Raw genomic sequence first — 18,580 nt, forward strand, 5'->3', positions numbered from 1 at the left:
AGTTTGAAACTGGCGTTTTTTTGTATGCTTATTTTGATTTGATGTAGTTGATACCATCTGCCTTAGGAGCAACTGCTTTTCCGAAGAAGGCTGCCAAGACAAGAATTGTCAAAACATAAGGCGCGATTTGAAGGTATACCGTAGGAACTCCTTGCAAGAAAGGAAGTTGAGATCCAATAACGGCCAAACTTTGAGAGAGTCCAAAGAAGAGACTTGAAAGCATAGCACCGATTGGATTCCATTTACCAAAGATCATCGCAGCAAGAGCGATAAATCCAGGACCGACAATAGTTGTCACTGAGAAGTTGACAGAAATTGATTGAGCATAAATCGCTCCCCCAATTCCACCAAGGAATCCTGAAATGATAACTCCAAGATATCGCATCTTGTAGACGTTAATTCCCAAGGTGTCCGCTGCTTGAGGGTGTTCACCAACCGAGCGAAGGCGAAGACCAAAGCGGGTCTTGAAGAGGATAAACCAAGCAAGGAATGAGAAGGCAATGGCTAAGTAGCCAAGTAGGCTTGTTGACTTGAAGAAGATATCACCAATCACTGGGATATTGGCCAAGACTGGGAAATCAAAACGTCCAAAAGTCTGGGTTAGATTATCCGTTTGTCCTTTGTTATAAAGAACCTTGACCAAAAAGACTGCTAAAGCGGGCGCCATCAAGTTCAATACCGTACCACTGACAACATGGTCCGCACGGAAGTGAACAGTCGCTGCTGCGTGAATGATGGAGAAGATTGCTCCAACAAGTCCCCCAACTAATAAGGAGATCCATGGAGTTACTGCTCCAAGTTGTTCTGCAAATTCAAGGTTAAAGACTACTCCAGAAAAAGCACCCATAACCATAATTCCTTCAAGGCCGACATTGACAACACCAGCACGTTCAGAGAAAACGCCTCCGATACTTGTAAATACAAGCGGTGCTGAATAAATCAACATGGATGATACCAAGAGGGTTAGCATTGTTGTAATAGACATACTTACTTACCTCCTTTTACTTGTTTTTTAGGTTTGACAAAGCGCTCGATTAGGTAGTGAACGCTGACAAAGAAGATAATTGATGCTGTTACGATACTAACAAGCTCTGATGGTACTTGCGCCGCATTCATACCAGGTGCTCCAACTTGGAGAACACCAAATAGAAAGGCTGCAAATAGAATTCCAATTGGTGAATTTGAAGCTAGTAGACTAACTGCCATACCATTAAATCCGATAGCCAATGAAGATCCTTGGACATATACGTTTTGGAAAGTTCCTAGACCTTCAACTGCTCCACCTAAACCTGCCAAAGCTCCTGAGATAATCATCGAAAGAATGATTGTACGTTTTGCAGAGATACCTGCGTATTCAGAAGCATTTGGGTTAAGACCAACTGCACGAATTTCAAAACCGAGAGTTGTTTTCTTGAGCAAGAACCAGATGACTCCCACAGCAATGATTGCAAAGAAAATCCCGATATTCATACGAGAGTTTCCAGTCAACTCAGACAACCATTGCGTCTGGTAAGTTGCATTTGCACTGACACGAATCGTTGAGTCTGTACTTTGCATGATATCTTTAGGGAAGGCATGAATAAAGGCATTTCCCACATACAGTACAATGTAGTTCATCATGATGGTCACGATAACTTCTGACGTACCCAGATAGGCTCTGAGGATACCTGGAATCGCACCAACAATTCCACCTGCAATCAAAGCGATAATCACTGTTAATGGAACCAAAATGAGACGTGGCATATCAGGATTTGACAAGGCAAACCAACCACTGAGGATCCAACCTGCAAGAGCTTGACCTGGCAAACCGACGTTAAAGAAACCTGCACGACTGGCAACAGCAAAACCAAGTCCAATCAAGACTAGAGGCCCCATGGCACGGAAAATTTCACCAACTCCACGAAGACTACCAAAGGCTGTGTAGAATAATTCCTCATAACCCCAAATAGCATCGTAGCCGAAAACCCACATGACAATAGCTCCAAGCAGGATTCCTAAGAATACAGAAATCAAGGGAACCGAAATTTGTTGTAATTTTTTAGACATCACTCTTCTCCTTTCCCAAGCTTCCGCCAGCCATCAAGACACCAAGTTCTTGTTTATTGGTTGTTTCTGGTGTCACAACACCTTGAATCTTCCCATCGTGGATAACAGCGATGCGGTCAGAGACATTCAAAATCTCATCCAATTCAAAGCTGACAACAAGGACAGCCTTGCCATTATCACGGGCTTCAATCAAGCGTTTGTGAATGTACTCAATGGCACCAACGTCCAAACCACGTGTTGGTTGGCTAACAATGAGGAGATCTGGGTCACGGGTAATCTCACGGGCGATAATGGCCTTTTGTTGATTTCCCCCTGAGAGAGCTGCTGCTGGAACAAACTCACTAGCAGCACGAACGTCAAATTCTTCCATCAATTTCTTAGCATGAGAAGTAATATTGGCATAGTTCAAGATACCATTTTTACTGAGCGGTTCTTTGTAATAGGTTTGAAGAGCAATGTTTTCCGAAATCATCATATCCAAAATCAAACCATCACGATGGCGGTCTTCTGGAACGTGGCCGACACTCATCTCAGTAATTTGTCGAGGATGCATACCGACAACTGACTTTCCTTTCAAATCAATGCTACCAGACTCAACTTTCCGAAGACCTGTGATAGCTTGAATCAGTTCTGACTGACCATTTCCGTCAATACCCGCAATACCAACAATTTCACCAGCACGAACATCCAAAGAAAGATTCTTAACAGCTGGTACGCCACGGTTTTCATTGACAACTAGGTCTTTGATAGACAAGACCACATCTTTCGGCTGGGCTGCTTGTTTGGCTGTCTTAAAGGATACGGAACGTCCAACCATCATTTCTGCCAAATCTGCATTGGTTGCTCCTGCAATCTCAACAGTTTCAATAGATTTTCCTCGACGGATAACCGTAACACGATCAGAGACTGCACGGATTTCATCCAACTTGTGGGTAATCAAGATGATGGATTTACCTTCTTTAACAAGGTTTTTCATAATGGCCATCAACTCATCAATCTCCGAAGGAGTTAATACCGCTGTTGGCTCGTCAAAGATAAGGATATCAGCACCACGATAGAGTGTCTTTAAAATTTCTACACGTTGTTGGGCACCAACGGAAATATCCGCCACTTTGGCAGCAGGATCCACTGCTAGACCATAACGTTCAGAAAGAGCCTTGATTTCTTTAGTAGCACCAGCTATATCTAGCACACCATTCTTAGTGATTTCACTCCCTAAAATGATATTCTCAGCTACTGTAAAAGCTTCAACCAACATAAAATGTTGGTGAACCATCCCAATTCCAAGACCAGCGGCTTTAGATGGCGAGTCTAGTTTTACAACCTGACCATTCACCACAATTTCACCACTCGTTGGCTCAAGAAGTCCTGCCAGCATGTTCATCAGAGTGGATTTACCCGCTCCATTTTCTCCTAAAAGTGCATGGATTTCACCTTTTCGCAGTTGCAAGTTGATTTTGTCGTTTGCTACAAATTCACCAAACACCTTGGTAATATCCCGCATCTCAATGACATTTTCGTGTGCCATATGCTCTTCCTTTCAGAGGTTTATTTTATTTCAATAAAACCTGCTAATCTCATTAACAAGCTCTATTGAGACAAAAATTGCCTCAATTCTTAAAGAAGCGACCGATGGCCGCTTCCTAAGAAATGACTTCCTTCAATTATTTTTCAGGAACTTTGATGCTACCATCAAGGATTTTAGCTTTTGCATCTTCAACAGCTTTTTTACCTTCTTCAGAAAGGTTTGTCACTGCCAAATCAACACCTTTATCCTTCAATGAGTAAACGATAACTTGACCACCAGGGAATTCCCCTTTTTCAGCCTTGTTGGCAAGGTCTTTTACGGCTGTACCAACTTGTTTCAAAGATGAAGCAAGTACGAAGTTTGATTCTTTACCGTCTTTAGATGTGTATTTACCTTCTTCTGCTTGGTCACGGTCTACACCGATAACCCAAACTTTTTCATTTTCTGGACGACTTTCGTTGAGTGATTTCGCTTCAGAGAAGACACCTGCTCCAGTACCACCTGCTACTTGGTATACAACGTCAGCACCTGCAGCGTATTGTGCAGCAGCGATTGTTTTACCTTTAGCAGCGTCACCGAATGAACCAGCGTAGTCTACTTGTACTTTGATAGATGAGTCAACTGATGCAACACCTGCTTTGAAACCAGCTTCAAAACGTGAGATAACTTCAGATTCCATACCACCTACAAAACCGATTTGTTTTGTCTTAGTTGTTTTAGCGGCTGCAACACCTGCAAGGTAAGCTGCTTCGTTATCAGCAAAAGTAGCACTTACAACATTCTTTTGATCTTTAATGACATCGTCAATCAAAACATAGTTTAAGTCTGTATGTTCTTTTGCAGCATCTGCAACTGCATTTTTAAGTGCAAAACCAATACCGAAGATCAAGTTGTAGCTTCCAGCTGCTTGTTGCAAGTTGTTAGCGTAGTCAGCTTCACTTGTTGATTGGAAGTAAGTGTAACCTTTATCTTTAGAAAGGTTGTGCTCTTTACCCCAAGCTTGAAGACCTTCCCAAGCTGATTGGTTGAATGATTTATCATCAACACCACCAGTATCTGTAACGATAGCTGCTTTAGTCTTCACATCAGAAGAAGATGAAGCTGCGTTACGAGAAGAGCGATTACCACATGCAGCAAGTCCAAATGCTGCTACTGCAACTAGACCAAGGCCTAGCCATTGTTTCTTGTTCATTACTGAACCTCCTAAATAAGATACGCAACGATGTTGCAAGTATGGATTGTTTGGTCACAAGGACCCTTGCTACTCAGTGAGCAGCACAGACTAGTTCAAGTCTGTAAATGAGTATGGAAGTAACTCTCCGACCGTCATCTCGACCGTCGTTTTATCTTTGGCGACAAGCGTCACCTTTAGATCTTGTTCAAAAAACTCAACCATGACTTGGCGACAAGCACCACATGGTGAGATAGGTTTTTCAGTCTGACCGTAGACAATCAATTCTGAAAACTCCCGTTGTCCCTCAGAGACTGCTTTAAAGATAGCTGTACGCTCCCCACAGTTAGTCAAGGGATAACTAGCATTCTCGATATTGACACCCGTATAAATGCTACCGTCCTTGGCAACTAAGACAGCTCCGATTGGAAAGTGAGAATAGGGAACATAGGCATTCTTGCTGGTTTCAATTGCTAGTTCAATTAACTCAGTAGTCGCCATCAGCCAATTCTCCTTTTAAGATTGCTACACCAGCGGATGTTCCAATACGAGTAGCACCTGCCTCCACAAAGGCAAGAGCGTCTGCGTAAGAACGCGCTCCACCAGCAGCCTTAACACCCATATCAGGTCCCACTGTTTGACGCATTAACTTGACATCTGGCAGAGTTGCTCCTCCAGTTGAGAAACCAGTAGATGTTTTAACAAAGTCTGCTCCCGCTTTTTGAGAGAGTTGGCAGGCCACAACCTTTTCTTCGTCAGTCAATAAGCAAGCTTCAATAATAACTTTCACTAGCTTGTCGCCACTTGCTTCTACGACAGCGCGGATGTCCGATTCAACTAAATCCAGATTGCCTGATTTGAGGGCACCGACATTGATAACCATATCAATCTCATCTGCACCGTTTTGGACAGCTTCTTTTGTTTCAAAAGCTTTGACAGCAGAAGTTGTTGCTCCCAAAGGAAAACCAACTACTGTACAAACCTTTACATCTGAACCTTCAAGCCCCGCCTTTGAATAAGCAACCCAAGTCGGGTTAACACAGACACTGGCGAAATCATACTCACGCGCTTCAGATAGCAAACGATTAATTTGTTCTTGACTTGCATCTTGCTTTAAAAGCGTATGATCAATATATTTATTCAACTTCATATTCGGATTCTCCCTGGTTTTATGAGATAATTTCTATAATTTCTCGTAAACTTTGCACTCCATCATTTATTTTAACATATTTTTGAAATTCTGTAACTAGTTCAGAAGAAATTTTTCCATTTGTATAAACTTTTGCAACAATTTCTCCTTTTTGAACGGAGTCTCCAACTTTTTTCTCAAAAACGATTCCAGTTTCATAGTCTAAAGCATCAGTCTTGACTGCGCGACCAGCTCCTAATCTCATGGCATATAGGCCAAAATCCATAGCTGGAAGGGCTGAAATGACACCTGACTCTTGAGCCGGGATATCCACTACATGTGCAACATTTACTGGGCGGTAGAGATCTTCTAGATCACCACCTTGAGCCGCCACCATTTCTTCAAATTTGGCAAGGGCTTGCCCATTTTCAAGGTGTTGACGTACTTCTTCTACCGTCTTCTCAACATCTGCTAAACTAAGCATAATCTGAGCTAGTTCACAGATAAAGTGACTGATATCTTCTCGACCTTTTCCTTGAAGAATTTCGATTGCTTCTAGAATTTCGAGACGATTGCCAATAGCTCGACCCAAGGGTTGACTCATATCGGTAATAACTGCTACTGTCTTTCTTCCAACAGCCTTTCCAAGATCAACCATGGTTTGAGCCAATTCGCGTGCCTCCTCAACAGTCTTCATAAAGGCACCCTCACCGACAGTCACATCTAGCAAAATGGCATCTGCCCCAGCAGCGATTTTCTTACTCATGACAGAACTAGCAATCAAAGGAATCGTATCGACTGTCGCTGTCACATCACGAAGGGCATAGAGAAGTTTGTCTGCTTTAACCAGCTGGTCAGACTGACCAATGACAGATACACCAATATCTTGAACCTGTTTGATGAAATCCTCTTGACTACGTTCCACTTGGTAGCCCTTGATTGCTTCTAACTTATCCAAGGTTCCACCAGTGTGTCCTAGTCCCCGACCACTCATCTTGGCTACTGGCACACCAAAACTGGCTACCAAAGGAGCTAAAATTAAGGTCACCTTATCACCAACACCACCTGTCGAGTGTTTATCTACTTTGATGCCCTCTATGGCTGACAAATCAAACTCTTGCCCCGTCTTTACCATGTTCATCGTCAGATCAGAAATCTCACGTGTGGTCATCCCTTTGAAATAAACCGCCATAGCAAAGGCAGACATTTGATAGTCTGGGACTGTTCCAGCCACATAGCCTTCTACCAACCACTTGATTTCACTTGAAGACAGTTCTTGACCATCTCGTTTCTTTTGGATTAAATCAACTGCTCTCATTCTTTCACACTTCTAAGGATATAGTATCCCTTATCTTTCTTTACGATTTCACAATTGCCAAAAACGTCTTCCATCTTATTTCTAGCACTTGGAGCTCCTTGTTTTTTCTGAATGACAATGGTTAAATCTCCTCCGTCTTTCAAGAAATCTCTGCTCTTTTCGATAATCTCATGAACAACTTGCTTGCCCGCTCGAATCGGCGGATTGGAAATAACATGGTCAAACTTTCCTTCAACTTGTTCATAGATATTGGATTGGAAAATCGTTGCTTCTACTTTATTACGCTCAGCATTTTGTTGCGCTAAGTCTAGAGCGCGATTATTGATATCGACCATGGTTGCCTGAGCTCCATAAGCCTTGGCTAATGACAAGCCCAACGGCCCATAACCACAACCCACATCAAGGACCGTCTCTCCTTTATTAACCTCTAGACACTTGAGCAAGAGCTGACTCCCAAAGTCAACCATTTTCTTGCTAAAAACACCCGCATCCGTCAAAAAGGTCATATTTTCTCCCAACAACTCCACTCTCAACTCATGAATGTCGTGAGCAGCATCAGGATTTTCTGCATAATACATTTTACTCATAAAACTATTTTACCATAATTTAGCTTGAATTGTAAATCGTTTACAAAGTGACGATCAAATGAAAAAGACTGAAGAATCCTAGTCAAAAAACCTTTTCTTCAATCTCTTTCAATTATTAGAAATACATTACAATCTATCGGGAACTACAAATTATCATAGTCAGGAAAAAACAGTTCGTCTGCAATCGGGTACATTTATACTATTGCTTAACCTTAAAATACTTTATTATCAACAAGATTCCCAATATGATGTTTAGATAAAAACCCAACTGATAAGTTTGTGTCAAGATTTCCAAACTTGTCCAAAGTCGTATCAAATCTTCTAGTGACATACGGAATAGATATCCTTCTGTAGCAATCCACAAAATCAAAAATAGATAACTACCAGCAGCAAGCCATTTCGTCCACTGCTTTTTTACTAGCCAAGCAATCAAGAGTGAACAGATAAAGATAACTGTTACAAGTAAATGATCCATTAAGAAGGTAAAACCGTAATAGGTTTCCACAAAGCGTCTACCATTATCCGCATTCGCTCCCCTTATAAAAGGTAAGGCAAAACTTAAAATAAAACAGAGTTCCAATATATAACGTTTTAAGATTTTCATGACACACCTCCAATAAATTGTGAACCAAAAAGCCCACTTTCAATAACTGATAAGTCTTCAGAAACCATTCCCTATCTCATCATTAAATTATTCAACCTCCATCTACCTCTATTATACGATATTGACTTACTACCATCAAGAAACCGCTTTATTTTTTTAGCTTTTTATGGTATGATAAACAAAATATCTAGGGGAAAACAAATGACCAACGAATTTTTACATTTTGAAAAAATCAGTCGCCAGACTTGGCAATCATTGCATCGTAAAACAACTCCTCCCTTGACAGAGGAAGAGTTAGAATCCATCAAGAGTTTCAATGACCAAATCAGCCTACAAGATGTGACAGATATTTATTTACCATTGGCCCATCTCATCCAAATTTACAAACGTACCAAAGAGGATTTAGCCTTCTCAAAGGGAATTTTTCTCCAAAGAGAGAGTAAATCTCAGCCCTTCATCATCGGAGTTTCGGGAAGTGTTGCCGTTGGCAAATCAACAACTAGCCGACTTCTGCAAATCCTTCTCTCTCGTACAGTGACTGACGCCACTGTGGAGTTAGTGACGACTGATGGTTTTCTCTATCCCAATCAAACGTTAATTGACCAAGGTATCTTAAATCGCAAAGGTTTTCCAGAGAGTTATGACATGGAGGCCTTACTGAATTTCCTTGACCGCCTAAAAAATGGCCAGGATGTCGATATCCCCGTTTATTCTCATGAGGTTTATGATATTGTTCCTGGTGAGAAACAATGTGTTAAGGCTGCAGATTTTGTGATTGTTGAAGGAATCAATGTCTTTCAGAATCCTCAAAATGAACGTCTTTACATCACCGACTTCTTTGATTTTTCCATCTACGTAGATGCTGCTGTCGAAGACATTGAAAGCTGGTATTTAGACCGCTTTTTGAAACTTCTCAGCTTTGCCCAAAATGATCCAGACAGCTACTACCACCACTTTACGCAAATGCCAATAGGGGAAGTAGAGTCTTTTGCCCACCAAGTATGGAGTGATATCAACCTTACAAATCTACAAAACTATATTGAACCAACAAGGAATCGGGCTGAGGTTATTCTCCACAAGGCTAAAAATCATGAAATCGATGAAATTTACCTAAAAAAATAATTTCCCCTTGTCAAAACATAAGTTTTCAGATATAATAGTATAGTTAGTAAATATGGAGGTAAGAACATTGGCAAACATTAAATCAGCTATCAAACGCGCTGAATTGAACGTTAAACAAAACGAAAAAAACTCAGCTCAAAAATCAGCTATGCGTACTGCTATCAAAGCTTTCGAAGCAAACCCTTCTGAAGAACTTTTCCGTGCTGCTAGCTCAGCTATCGACAAAGCAGAAACTAAAGGTTTGATTCATAAAAACAAAGCAAGCCGCGATAAAGCTCGTCTTTCAGCTAAACTTGCTAAATAAGAAACAGTCCACCGAGGCTGTTTTTTTGTCCTCCATTACGAAAAGGTAGAAAATGAAAATCGCAATCATCGGCTATTCTGGAGCCGGCAAGTCAACTCTAGCTGAAAAGTTGTCAAACTACTACTCTATCCCCAAACTGCATATAGACACCCTCCAATTTCAACCAGGCTGGCAAGACAGTGATCGTGATTGGATGAAAACCGAGATGAAAAACTTCCTCACCAATCACTCAGACTGGGTCATCGATGGCAACTACTCTTGGTGTTATTACGAGGAAAGAATGTTAAAAGCTGACCAAATCATCTTCCTCAATTTTTCACCTTGGATTTGCTTACTGAGGGCCTTTAAGCGTTATCTCAAATACAGAGGTCAAGTTCGAGAAAGCATGGCGGCTGGCTGTAAAGAGCAATTTAACTGGGAATTTATCAGATGGATTCTCTGGGATGGGCGAAGCAAATCCGCTAAGGAACGCTACAAGGGGATTCAAGAAACCTATCCAGAGAAAGTAATTGTCCTCAGGTCTCAAAAGGAGATAGACCACTTCTTAGATAATCTCTCACATAACAAGAAAAACCAACGTGTCTAACGTTGGTTTTTTGCTTTTACCCAATCACACTTCCGTTTGGTACAGCTGAATCAACTGTGAGAAGGGTTAATTGTCCTTCATGTTCAGCTGAGAGAATCATCCCTTGGCTGACATATTTTTTCATCATCTTGCGTGGTTTGAGGTTGGCAACGATTTGGACTTTCTTGCCGACCAATTCTTGTTCATTTGGATAGTATTTTGCAATTCCTGAGAGGATTTGACGGTCTTCACCATCACCAGCATCTAGGCGGAATTGAAGCAACTTGTCAGAACCTTCTACTTTCGAAACTTCTTTGACTTCAGCGACACGGATTTCAACCTTATCTAAGTCTTCAAACTTGATTTCTTCCTTGTTTAGCTTGAGTTCGACTTCATCTGGATTCCATTCTTTTTCAACGGCTGGTTTGTTACCTTCCATTTGTTCTTTGATATAGGCGATTTCTTCTTCCATATCCAGACGTGGGAAGATTGGTGTTCCTTTGGCTACAACATTCACACCTGATGGCAAGTCAGCTAGGTTCAAGTTCTCAAGGCTAGAAACTTCTGCCAAACCAAGCTGACTCAAGACTGCACGACTGGTTTCCATCATAAACGGCTCAATCATGTGAGCTACGACACGAAGGCTGGCTGCCAAGTGGCTCATGACACTTGCCAATTGATCACGAAGAGCTTCATCCTTGGCCAAGACCCATGGGGCTGTCTCGTCGATGTATTTATTGGTACGAGAGATAAGAGTCCAAACTGCTTCAAGAGCGCGTGGGTAGTCAACTGCTTCCATGTGAGTATGGTAGTCAGCGATCGATAGTTCTGCAACGGTAGCAAGTTCATTGTCAAAGTCTGTTACACCTTCTACATAGGCAGGGATTTGACCATCAAAGTACTTGTTAATCATTGAAACCGTACGGTTGAGGAGGTTCCCAAGGTCGTTTGCCAATTCATAGTTGATACGCCCTACATAGTCCTCTGGAGTGAAGGTTCCGTCTGAACCAACTGGAAGGCTACGCATGAGGTAATAACGAAGTGGATCGAGGCCATAGCGTTCTACCAACATTTCAGGATAAACGACATTCCCTTTAGACTTAGACATCTTGCCGTCTTTCATGACAAACCAACCATGGGCAATCAAGCGGTCAGGTAATTTAACATCCAACATCATAAGAAGGATTGGCCAATAGATGGAGTGGAAACGAAGGATGTCTTTCCCAACCATGTGGAAAACTGTTCCGTTCCAGAACTTGTCAAAGTTACCGTGTTCATCTTGACCATAACCAAGAGCTGTCGCATAGTTAAGAAGGGCATCGATCCAAACGTAGACAACGTGTTTCGGATTTGATGGGACTGGAACACCCCAGGTAAAGGTTGTACGAGATACTGCTAAGTCTTCCAAGCCTGGCTCGATGAAGTTACGAAGCATTTCATTGAGACGACCATCAGGAGTGATGAAGTCAGGATGTGATTTGAAAAATTCGACCAAACGGTCTTGGTATTTGCTGAGGCGAAGGAAATAAGACTCTTCTGAAACCCACTCCACTTCGTGACCTGATGGTGCGATACCGCCAGTTACATTTCCAGCTTCGTCACGGAAAACTTCCGCAAGCTGGCTTTCTGTAAAGAATTCCTCATCTGAAACTGAGTACCAGCCAGAGTATTCACCTAGGTAGATGTCATCTTGAGCTAGCAAGCGTTCAAAAACCTGTGCTACTACTTTTTCATGGTAGTCATCAGTTGTACGGATAAATTTATCATATGAGATATCGAGTAATTGCCAGAGTTCTTTAACACCAACTGCCATGCCATCAACATAAGCTTGAGGTGTGATGCCAGCTTCTTCAGCTTTTTGTTGAATCTTTTGGCCATGCTCATCAAGACCAGTCAGATAAAAGACATCGTAGCCCATCAGGCGTTTGTAACGAGCTAGGACATCACAGGCGATAGTTGTGTAAGCAGAACCGATATGAAGTTTACCAGATGGATAGTAAATCGGTGTTGTAATATAAAAATTCTTTTCAGACATAATATTTCCTTTCCAGGCTAATGAAACCTGTTTTTCTAACACTTCATTATATCATATTTTTAGTGATTTTCGATAGAGAAATCCATACAAAAACAAGACAGACAAATGTCTATCTCGTTTTTTATCTTTTAAATTATTCATAGCGAAGTGCTTCAATAGGATCCAGCTTAGAGGCTTTGTTGGCTGGTAGAACACCGAATATCATACCGATACCTGCTGAGACCGCTAAACTAAAGAGAGCAATTGGGATGGATACTCCAACTTCGATTCCTGCGATCAAATTTTGAAGAAGAACCCCTGCAAGCATGGTCATTCCTGCAGCAAGTACAAGACCAATGAAACCGCCTAATAAGGTTAAAATCATGGACTCAATCAAAAACTGTACTAAGATATTAGCCCGTGTGGCTCCGAGAGCCTTCCGCAGACCAATCTCACGCGTACGTTCTGTCACCGAAACCAACATGATATTCATAACACCAGTTCCTCCGACAAAGAGAGAGATTCCTGCGATGGCACTGATAATGGTGGTCATAAAACCAAAGAGTTGTTGTACTTCTTGGAAGGCGGCAGTTGCATCCGCAACTTGGTACTCCCCTTGTTGAAGACCTGCAATCTCAGTCAGTTTTCGAGCCAACTCTGGACCCAAGGTTTGTGTTAAGCTAGTGTCATTAACACGAAAAACAATATCCGAGATTTCATCGGTATTAAAATTGGCAGCCAGTGAGATATTGGTCGTAATTGGAAGACCACCAATCCCAAAGGCTTTAGCAGTTTTAGCTTCATTGCTAGTATAAACGCCAATCACACGGTAACTAAATTCATTAACAGAGATAATTTGGTTAATAGCAGCTTCTGGACTATCAAACAAACTCTTGGCTAGTTCTTCGTCCAATAAAATCACACTGGCAAATTCCTTGTAGTCTTGCTGTCTTAGACTTCTACCAGCAACGATCTCATTTTCAACTGCGTTCATGTAGGTGCTATTTCCACCAGTCAGAGTCGCCCGTTCAACCTTCTTATCCTTATAAGACAGGGTGACGTTAGTTGAGTTAGTGACATAGTAACTGTCTACTCCTTTGAGTTTGGCAGCCTCCTTGACCCAAGATTCCAGTGGTTTTGGTGGTTCAACATGAACATCCTCTTCTTTCCCACTGACCGTCAAAGCTGACTGGCGCTGAGTAAAGGAGCCGTCCTTGCTTTTGATAGGAGAGAAAAAGACATGGATATCCTTCTGTGATTTGGTCATGTTTTTATTGACCTGACGAGACATGGAGTCTCCCAGAGCCATGATGACGACGACAGACGAAACTCCGATGATAATCCCAATCATGGTGAGGAAGGAACGCATCTTGTGAGCCATGATGGATGAAAAGGCAAATTTCAGATTCTGCATCTTAATTTTCCTCCTTTTCTACTGGTGCACTGTCTGATGAGATAACCCCATCACGAATGACTATCTGGCGTTTGGCATAGGCAGCTATCTCAGACTCATGCGTGACCATGATAATGGTCTTCCCTTCCTTGTTTAACTCCACCAACAGTTGCATGATTTGATTTCCTGTCTTGGTATCCAAAGCTCCTGTGGGTTCGTCTGCTAGGATGATAGAGGGATTATTTACCAAGGCACGCGCAATCGCTACACGTTGCTTTTGACCACCTGATAACTCGGAAGGCAAATGATGACTACGCTCCGTTAGCTCAACCTTTTCCAGAAATTCCTCAGCCAATTTCCGTCGTTTTGAAGCCGAAACACCAGCGTAAATCAAGGGCAATTCGACATTTTGAAGAGCATTGAGTTTGGACAAGAGAAAGAACTGCTGAAAGACAAAGCCGATTTGCTGGTTGCGGACCTTGGCCAGTTGTTTCTCTCCAAGACCTGCAACTTCTTGACCTTCAAGATAGTACTCTCCACTGGTTGGTGTATCCAGCATTCCAATGGTATTCATCAAAGTGGACTTACCAGAACCGGACGGTCCCATAATGGCGACAAACTCACCTTCTTGAACTTCTAAGTTAATATTTTTTAGGACCTGCAGTTCTTGGTCACCATTTCGATAACTCCTGCAGATATTTTTTAGACTAATTAGTTTCTTCATCAGCCTTCACCTCTTTTCCTTCTTCCAAGGAAGATGTTGGATTACTGATGACCTTGGCTCCGTTTGTCAAACCTGAAGTAATTTCTTGGTTGTCTGCGTCCGCATTCCCCAAAGTAACTTCTACCTTCTTCGCTTTTTTCTGGTCGTCTACTAGCCAGACATAGTTTTTGTTATTCTCGGTAATGACACTTGTCAAAGGAACAAGGATGGCTTTACTCTTGTTTTTGACTTCCACACTGACTGAGAAGCCTTGTTTCAACTCACCGATATCGCTAGTCACATCAACAGTATAAGGGTACTTAGATCCAGTATTCCCTCCAAGGGCAGCATTTGCTGCTTCTCCGTTGTTTTTAGGATAATCAGAAATATAGCTGATTTTACCCGTCCAGCTCTTATCTTGATAAACCTTCGAAGTAAAGGTAACTTCTTGCCCAACAGAAAGGTTAGCAAGGTTGTATTCAGACAACTCCCCTTTGACCTGCAAGTTTTCATTACTTACAACATGTACCACCACTTGGCTGTTACCCGTTGGTGATTTGGAAACATTACGATTGACTTCAACTACAGTCCCTTCTAGTGTACTGAGGACAGTTGTAGCATCTAGCTGAGCTTGAGCCTTGTTGAGCTGAGCCACAGCATCTGCACGGTTATCTTTGGCATCACTGATTTGAGAATCAATAGAGGATACGGAAGAAGTTGCTGCTTGCGCCTGTTCTGTGAGTCCAGCTTCAGTTGGAACTTGTGGTGAAACTGGTGCAGAGTTTGCATTTTCACGAGCCTTGTTCAACTCATTGATATGACGGTCGGCCTTTGCAACTGCTCGACTGGCTGCATCATAGGCAGCTTGGGCATCGGCACTGCTGTATTTGACCAAAGCTTGCCCTTCTTCGACCTTGTCTCCAACCGAAACGAGAATTTCATCTAAATCTCCCTTACTAGCATCAAAATAAACGTATTGTTCATTTTTTGCTGTGACGGTACCTGACAAGAGAACCGAGGAAGCAACAGAACCTTCCTTGGCAACAACGATATGAGAGGTCTCATCCTGGACAGCCGACTGGGATGGTTGTCTAAAAATCATAATTGCCACAGCACCGATAACAATAGCACTTGCAACACCAATAGCGGTGAATAATTGCCATTTTTTTACCTTTTTTGTTCTTTTCATAGTTAATCTCCTTTTTCACTTTAAGCTTACAAAAACCATTATATCAAAAATACTAGACCCAAACAATGATCGTTCAGAGAGAAACAATGACAGTTCAGGAGAAATATTTCGTTCTGTATTTGTTTTTAGATTATTGTATTAGATATATAATACACTATCTTTGTAAAATTGGCAAGTGTTTTTCTAATTTTTTTAAACGTAGCAGATTTTTGCATTCAAAAAGCAAAAACGATAGAATATGACTATCAAAGCTATAAGGAGTTTTCTATGAGAGAATATGATATCATCGCCATCGGTGGAGGGAGTGGTGGCATCGCCACTATGAACCGAGCTGGTGAGCACGGCGCCAAAGCAGCTGTTATCGAAGAGAAAAAATTAGGTGGAACTTGTGTCAACGTTGGCTGTGTTCCTAAGAAAATCATGTGGTATGGAGCGCAAATTGCTGAAAGCTTCCACCACTACGGTCCTGACTATGGGTTTACGAGTTCAAATGTTCAATTTGATTTCGCAAAACTTCGTCAAAATCGTGAAGCCTACATCGATCGTGCCCGCTCATCTTATGATGGAAGTTTCAAACGCAACGGAGTTGATTTGATTGAGGGGCGTGCTCATTTTGTTGATTCCCACACTGTCAGTGTTAATGGTGAATTGATTCGTGCCAAACATATCGTGATTGCGACTGGAGCTCGTCCAAGCATCCCAACTATCCCTGGAGCTGAACTTGGTGGTAGCTCAGACGATGTCTTTGCTTGGGAACAACTTCCTGAATCCGTTGCGATTCTTGGAGCTGGCTATATCGCCGTTGAATTAGCAGGTGTTCTCCACACGCTAGGAGTACAAACTGATTTGTTTGTCCGTCGTGATCGTCCCTTGCGTGGTTTTGACAGTTACATCGTTGAAGGACTTGTCAATGAAATGGAAAAAACAGGTCTACCTTTGCACACCCATAAAGTACCCGTCAAGCTCGAAGAAACGGAGCAAGGTATTGCCATTCATTTCGAAGATGGTTCTAGTCACACTGCCAGCCAAGTTATCTGGGCTACCGGTCGCCGTCCAAATGTAGACGGTCTTGAGTTAGAAAAGGCTGGCGTTACACTCAACCAACGTGGATTTATCCAAGTAGATGAATACCAAAATACAGTTGTAGATGGTATCTATGCCCTTGGAGACGTTACTGGTGAAAAGGAACTAACTCCAGTAGCCATCAAGGCTGGACGTACCCTATCTGAACGTCTCTTTAATGGGAAAACAAGTGCTAAGATGGACTACACAACTATCCCTACTGTTGTCTTCTCCCACCCAGCAATCGGAACCGTGGGATTGACTGAAGATCAAGCTATCAAAGAATACGGCCAAGATAACATTAAAGTCTACAAGTCAAGCTTTGCTTCTATGTACTCAGCCGTTACAAACCATCGTCAAGAATCACGCTTCAAACTCATCACAGCTGGTGATGATGAAAAAGTTGTTGGCCTTCACGGACTAGGATACGGAGTGGATGAGATGATTCAAGGATTTGCAGTCGCTATCAAGATGGGAGCGACCAAGGCAGACTTTGACGCTACAGTAGCTATCCACCCAACTGCTTCTGAAGAATTTGTGACCATGCGCTAATTATCGAAAGAGACCTGAAAAGGTCTCTTTTTACTTGCAAAATCCGCTGTTACAAAATTGTTACCTTATTATAAAAAACGGGTTGACTTTTTCTTCTAAATTAGTATAATAGTTACTATAATTTTGAAAAGAGGTTAACAGTTTTGAAAAAAGCTCATATCTATGCTATCCCTGCTATCGGCGCTGCTCTCATCGCCGTTTTGGCACAAATCAGTCTCCCTATCGGTCCTGTCCCCTTCACTCTACAAAACTTTGCGATCGGTCTGATTGCTACTGTTTTTAGACCCAGAGAAGCTGTTCTATCTGTAGCTCTCTATCTCTTGCTGGGTGCCATTGGTTTACCTGTTTTTGCAGGGGGAGGAGCTGGATTTCACGTTTTAGTTGGTCCAAGTGCAGGCTATCTTTGGTTCGACCTTGTCTATGCGGGACTTACATCTTATCTCATCCATCAAAATAGTGGCTACATTCGCATTTTCCTAGCCAACCTCTTGGGTGACTCCCTCGTCTTTGTCGGAGGTATTCTCAGCCTCCACTTCCTTGCTGGGATGTCATTTGATAATGCACTAGCAGTTGGTGTCCTTCCCTTTATCCTTCCTGATCTTGGTAAAATCATTGCCATTAGTTTCATTGGTCGCCCCCTCCTAGAACGATTGAAAAGCCTTAATTATTTTTCAAGATAAAAAATAGTCCAGAACAACTGTTCTGGACTATTTCCTTTCCAATTACTTCCTAAGAACTAACTGAAAATTAACTCTCTTTTAGAGATTATTTATTTTTACGGCTTACAAAGTACAATCCACCAGTCACTGCCATCAAAGCAAGTCCTGCAACTACTGCTGCATTAGATGCTTTTTCACCAGTGTTAGGAAGTTGAGGTTTTGGACCTGGTTTTCCTGGTTCATTTGGTTTACCTGGTGTTGGCTTTTCTGGAGTGTGTGTATTTGTAACGTTCATACCATCTTCTTTTGCTGTGTACCCTTTCACAGTGCCAACTTCTTTGACAGTGTAATTGATTTCTTGACCATTTGCGTAACGATCAAGCTTAGTAAACTCGAAGGCCCACTCGTTGTCTGAAAGAGCTGTTGCTTTTGTAACAGTTACAGTCTTACCAGTCTCTTTACCGTTGGCAAGAAGTGCTACAGTAATTGAGTCTGGACGAATACCGTCTTTGTTATTAGCATCATCCCAGATCTTCTTACCTTTTACAGCAGTTTTCAATGGTGTATGTTTGTTGGTAATGGTGTACTTACCGTCTTTGTGGTCAGTAACTACTGATTTATATTCTGCAACAAC

The 18,580-nt window shown here is 42.0% G+C and carries 19 protein-coding genes; 5 read left to right on the top strand and 14 right to left on the bottom strand.

Annotated elements, in window-relative coordinates; genetic code table 11:
- Positions 1 to 28 precede the first annotated feature (28 nt).
- From HMPREF8571_RS07995 to HMPREF8571_RS08035, 9 genes are all read right to left on the bottom strand, one after another.
- A complete protein-coding gene (locus HMPREF8571_RS07995) occupies positions 29 to 985 on the bottom strand; it encodes an ABC transporter permease (protein WP_000029141.1) in 957 nt (318 codons plus the stop codon).
- A 2-nt stretch (positions 986 to 987) separates the two neighbouring features.
- Positions 988 to 2,046 carry an ABC transporter permease gene (locus HMPREF8571_RS08000; protein ID WP_000038692.1) on the bottom strand — a complete coding sequence of 353 codons (1,059 nt, stop codon included), beginning with the start codon at positions 2,044 to 2,046 and terminating at the stop codon, positions 988 to 990.
- On the bottom strand, positions 2,039 to 3,574 hold the full coding sequence (locus HMPREF8571_RS08005; RefSeq protein ID WP_000929831.1) for an ABC transporter ATP-binding protein: 1,536 nt from the start codon (positions 3,572 to 3,574) through the stop codon (positions 2,039 to 2,041). Before HMPREF8571_RS08005 ends, HMPREF8571_RS08000 begins: the two co-directional genes overlap by 8 nt.
- A 136-nt stretch (positions 3,575 to 3,710) precedes the next feature.
- Positions 3,711 to 4,766, bottom strand: coding sequence for a BMP family lipoprotein (locus HMPREF8571_RS08010; protein ID WP_001036118.1), 1,056 nt, complete (start codon positions 4,764 to 4,766; stop codon positions 3,711 to 3,713).
- Between the two features lie 90 nt (positions 4,767 to 4,856).
- The gene (locus HMPREF8571_RS08015; RefSeq protein WP_000246106.1) at positions 4,857 to 5,246 is read right to left on the bottom strand and encodes a cytidine deaminase; all 390 of its coding nucleotides are present in this window, start codon (positions 5,244 to 5,246) and stop codon (positions 4,857 to 4,859) included.
- Positions 5,233 to 5,895 carry a deoxyribose-phosphate aldolase gene (deoC, locus tag HMPREF8571_RS08020; protein WP_000773705.1) on the bottom strand — a complete coding sequence of 221 codons (663 nt, stop codon included), beginning with the start codon at positions 5,893 to 5,895 and terminating at the stop codon, positions 5,233 to 5,235. Before deoC ends, HMPREF8571_RS08015 begins: the two co-directional genes overlap by 14 nt.
- A 19-nt stretch (positions 5,896 to 5,914) precedes the next feature.
- Complete coding sequence (locus HMPREF8571_RS08025) at positions 5,915 to 7,192, bottom strand: pyrimidine-nucleoside phosphorylase (protein WP_001202925.1); 1,278 nt, start codon at positions 7,190 to 7,192, stop codon at positions 5,915 to 5,917.
- Positions 7,189 to 7,779: a class I SAM-dependent methyltransferase gene (locus HMPREF8571_RS08030; protein ID WP_004240229.1), complete on the bottom strand. Its 591-nt coding sequence runs from the start codon at positions 7,777 to 7,779 to the stop codon at positions 7,189 to 7,191. Before HMPREF8571_RS08030 ends, HMPREF8571_RS08025 begins: the two co-directional genes overlap by 4 nt.
- Positions 7,780 to 7,978: 199 nt before the next feature.
- On the bottom strand, positions 7,979 to 8,383 hold the full coding sequence (locus HMPREF8571_RS08035; protein ID WP_000698104.1) for a hypothetical protein: 405 nt from the start codon (positions 8,381 to 8,383) through the stop codon (positions 7,979 to 7,981).
- Between the two features lie 201 nt (positions 8,384 to 8,584).
- On the opposite strand from HMPREF8571_RS08035, the gene coaA reads away from it, so the two are divergent.
- From coaA to HMPREF8571_RS08050, 3 genes are all read left to right on the top strand, one after another.
- Positions 8,585 to 9,505 carry a type I pantothenate kinase gene (gene coaA, locus HMPREF8571_RS08040; RefSeq protein WP_000180501.1) on the top strand — a complete coding sequence of 307 codons (921 nt, stop codon included), beginning with the start codon at positions 8,585 to 8,587 and terminating at the stop codon, positions 9,503 to 9,505.
- Positions 9,506 to 9,572: 67 nt separating this feature from the next.
- On the top strand, positions 9,573 to 9,809 hold the full coding sequence (gene rpsT / locus HMPREF8571_RS08045; RefSeq protein WP_001274000.1) for a 30S ribosomal protein S20: 237 nt from the start codon (positions 9,573 to 9,575) through the stop codon (positions 9,807 to 9,809).
- Positions 9,810 to 9,861: 52 nt separating this feature from the next.
- Positions 9,862 to 10,395 (top strand): DNA topology modulation protein, encoded by a 534-nt coding sequence (locus HMPREF8571_RS08050; protein WP_000684204.1) that lies wholly within the window; start codon positions 9,862 to 9,864, stop codon positions 10,393 to 10,395.
- A gap of 16 nt (positions 10,396 to 10,411) precedes the next feature.
- On the opposite strand, the gene metG is transcribed toward HMPREF8571_RS08050, so the two are convergent.
- From metG to HMPREF8571_RS08070, 4 genes are all read right to left on the bottom strand, one after another.
- On the bottom strand, positions 10,412 to 12,409 hold the full coding sequence (gene metG / locus HMPREF8571_RS08055; RefSeq protein WP_001291390.1) for a methionine--tRNA ligase: 1,998 nt from the start codon (positions 12,407 to 12,409) through the stop codon (positions 10,412 to 10,414).
- Positions 12,410 to 12,542: 133 nt separating this feature from the next.
- A complete protein-coding gene (locus HMPREF8571_RS08060) occupies positions 12,543 to 13,802 on the bottom strand; it encodes an ABC transporter permease (protein ID WP_001180399.1) in 1,260 nt (419 codons plus the stop codon).
- A gap of 1 nt (position 13,803) precedes the next feature.
- Positions 13,804 to 14,505 (bottom strand): ABC transporter ATP-binding protein, encoded by a 702-nt coding sequence (locus tag HMPREF8571_RS08065; protein WP_000733799.1) that lies wholly within the window; start codon positions 14,503 to 14,505, stop codon positions 13,804 to 13,806.
- Positions 14,489 to 15,673, bottom strand: a complete 1,185-nt coding sequence (locus HMPREF8571_RS08070; protein WP_000831507.1) for an efflux RND transporter periplasmic adaptor subunit — start codon at positions 15,671 to 15,673, stop codon at positions 14,489 to 14,491. Before HMPREF8571_RS08070 ends, HMPREF8571_RS08065 begins: the two co-directional genes overlap by 17 nt.
- Positions 15,674 to 15,940: 267 nt before the next feature.
- Here HMPREF8571_RS08070 and gor point away from each other — a divergent pair, with 267 nt between their 5' ends.
- Positions 15,941 to 17,287, top strand: coding sequence for a glutathione-disulfide reductase (gene gor, locus HMPREF8571_RS08075; protein ID WP_001209561.1), 1,347 nt, complete (start codon positions 15,941 to 15,943; stop codon positions 17,285 to 17,287).
- Positions 17,288 to 17,430: 143 nt separating this feature from the next.
- Positions 17,431 to 17,967: a biotin transporter BioY gene (locus HMPREF8571_RS08080; protein ID WP_000709021.1), complete on the top strand. Its 537-nt coding sequence runs from the start codon at positions 17,431 to 17,433 to the stop codon at positions 17,965 to 17,967.
- Positions 17,968 to 18,052: 85 nt separating this feature from the next.
- Here HMPREF8571_RS08080 and HMPREF8571_RS08085 read toward each other — a convergent pair.
- The coding region (locus tag HMPREF8571_RS08085; protein WP_000325792.1) for a Cna B-type domain-containing protein at positions 18,053 to 18,580 on the bottom strand (528 nt) is incomplete at its 5' end.

Origin of the sequence: Streptococcus mitis ATCC 6249 (assembly GCF_000146585.1) — a bacterium.
In the GTDB taxonomy this organism is placed as follows: Bacteria; Bacillota; Bacilli; order Lactobacillales; family Streptococcaceae; genus Streptococcus; species Streptococcus mitis_AZ.

Excerpts from the sequence above, each read along its gene's own strand:
- HMPREF8571_RS08050 (WP_000684204.1), top strand. The coding sequence starts at position 9,862 with ATGAAAATCGCAATCATCGGCTATTCTGGAGCCGGCAAGTCAACTCTA.
- HMPREF8571_RS08015 (WP_000246106.1), bottom strand. The coding sequence starts at position 5,246 with ATGGCGACTACTGAGTTAATTGAACTAGCAATTGAAACCAGCAAGAAT.
- metG (WP_001291390.1), bottom strand. The coding sequence starts at position 12,409 with ATGTCTGAAAAGAATTTTTATATTACAACACCGATTTACTATCCATCT.
- HMPREF8571_RS08035 (WP_000698104.1), bottom strand. The coding sequence starts at position 8,383 with ATGAAAATCTTAAAACGTTATATATTGGAACTCTGTTTTATTTTAAGT.
- HMPREF8571_RS08060 (WP_001180399.1), bottom strand. The coding sequence starts at position 13,802 with ATGCAGAATCTGAAATTTGCCTTTTCATCCATCATGGCTCACAAGATG.
- gor (WP_001209561.1), top strand. The coding sequence starts at position 15,941 with ATGAGAGAATATGATATCATCGCCATCGGTGGAGGGAGTGGTGGCATC.
- HMPREF8571_RS08000 (WP_000038692.1), bottom strand. The coding sequence starts at position 2,046 with ATGTCTAAAAAATTACAACAAATTTCGGTTCCCTTGATTTCTGTATTC.
- HMPREF8571_RS08010 (WP_001036118.1), bottom strand. The coding sequence starts at position 4,766 with ATGAACAAGAAACAATGGCTAGGCCTTGGTCTAGTTGCAGTAGCAGCA.
- coaA (WP_000180501.1), top strand. The coding sequence starts at position 8,585 with ATGACCAACGAATTTTTACATTTTGAAAAAATCAGTCGCCAGACTTGG.
- HMPREF8571_RS07995 (WP_000029141.1), bottom strand. The coding sequence starts at position 985 with ATGTCTATTACAACAATGCTAACCCTCTTGGTATCATCCATGTTGATT.
- HMPREF8571_RS08070 (WP_000831507.1), bottom strand. The coding sequence starts at position 15,673 with ATGAAAAGAACAAAAAAGGTAAAAAAATGGCAATTATTCACCGCTATT.
- HMPREF8571_RS08005 (WP_000929831.1), bottom strand. The coding sequence starts at position 3,574 with ATGGCACACGAAAATGTCATTGAGATGCGGGATATTACCAAGGTGTTT.
- deoC (WP_000773705.1), bottom strand. The coding sequence starts at position 5,895 with ATGAAGTTGAATAAATATATTGATCATACGCTTTTAAAGCAAGATGCA.
- HMPREF8571_RS08025 (WP_001202925.1), bottom strand. The coding sequence starts at position 7,192 with ATGAGAGCAGTTGATTTAATCCAAAAGAAACGAGATGGTCAAGAACTG.
- HMPREF8571_RS08030 (WP_004240229.1), bottom strand. The coding sequence starts at position 7,779 with ATGAGTAAAATGTATTATGCAGAAAATCCTGATGCTGCTCACGACATT.
- HMPREF8571_RS08065 (WP_000733799.1), bottom strand. The coding sequence starts at position 14,505 with ATGAAGAAACTAATTAGTCTAAAAAATATCTGCAGGAGTTATCGAAAT.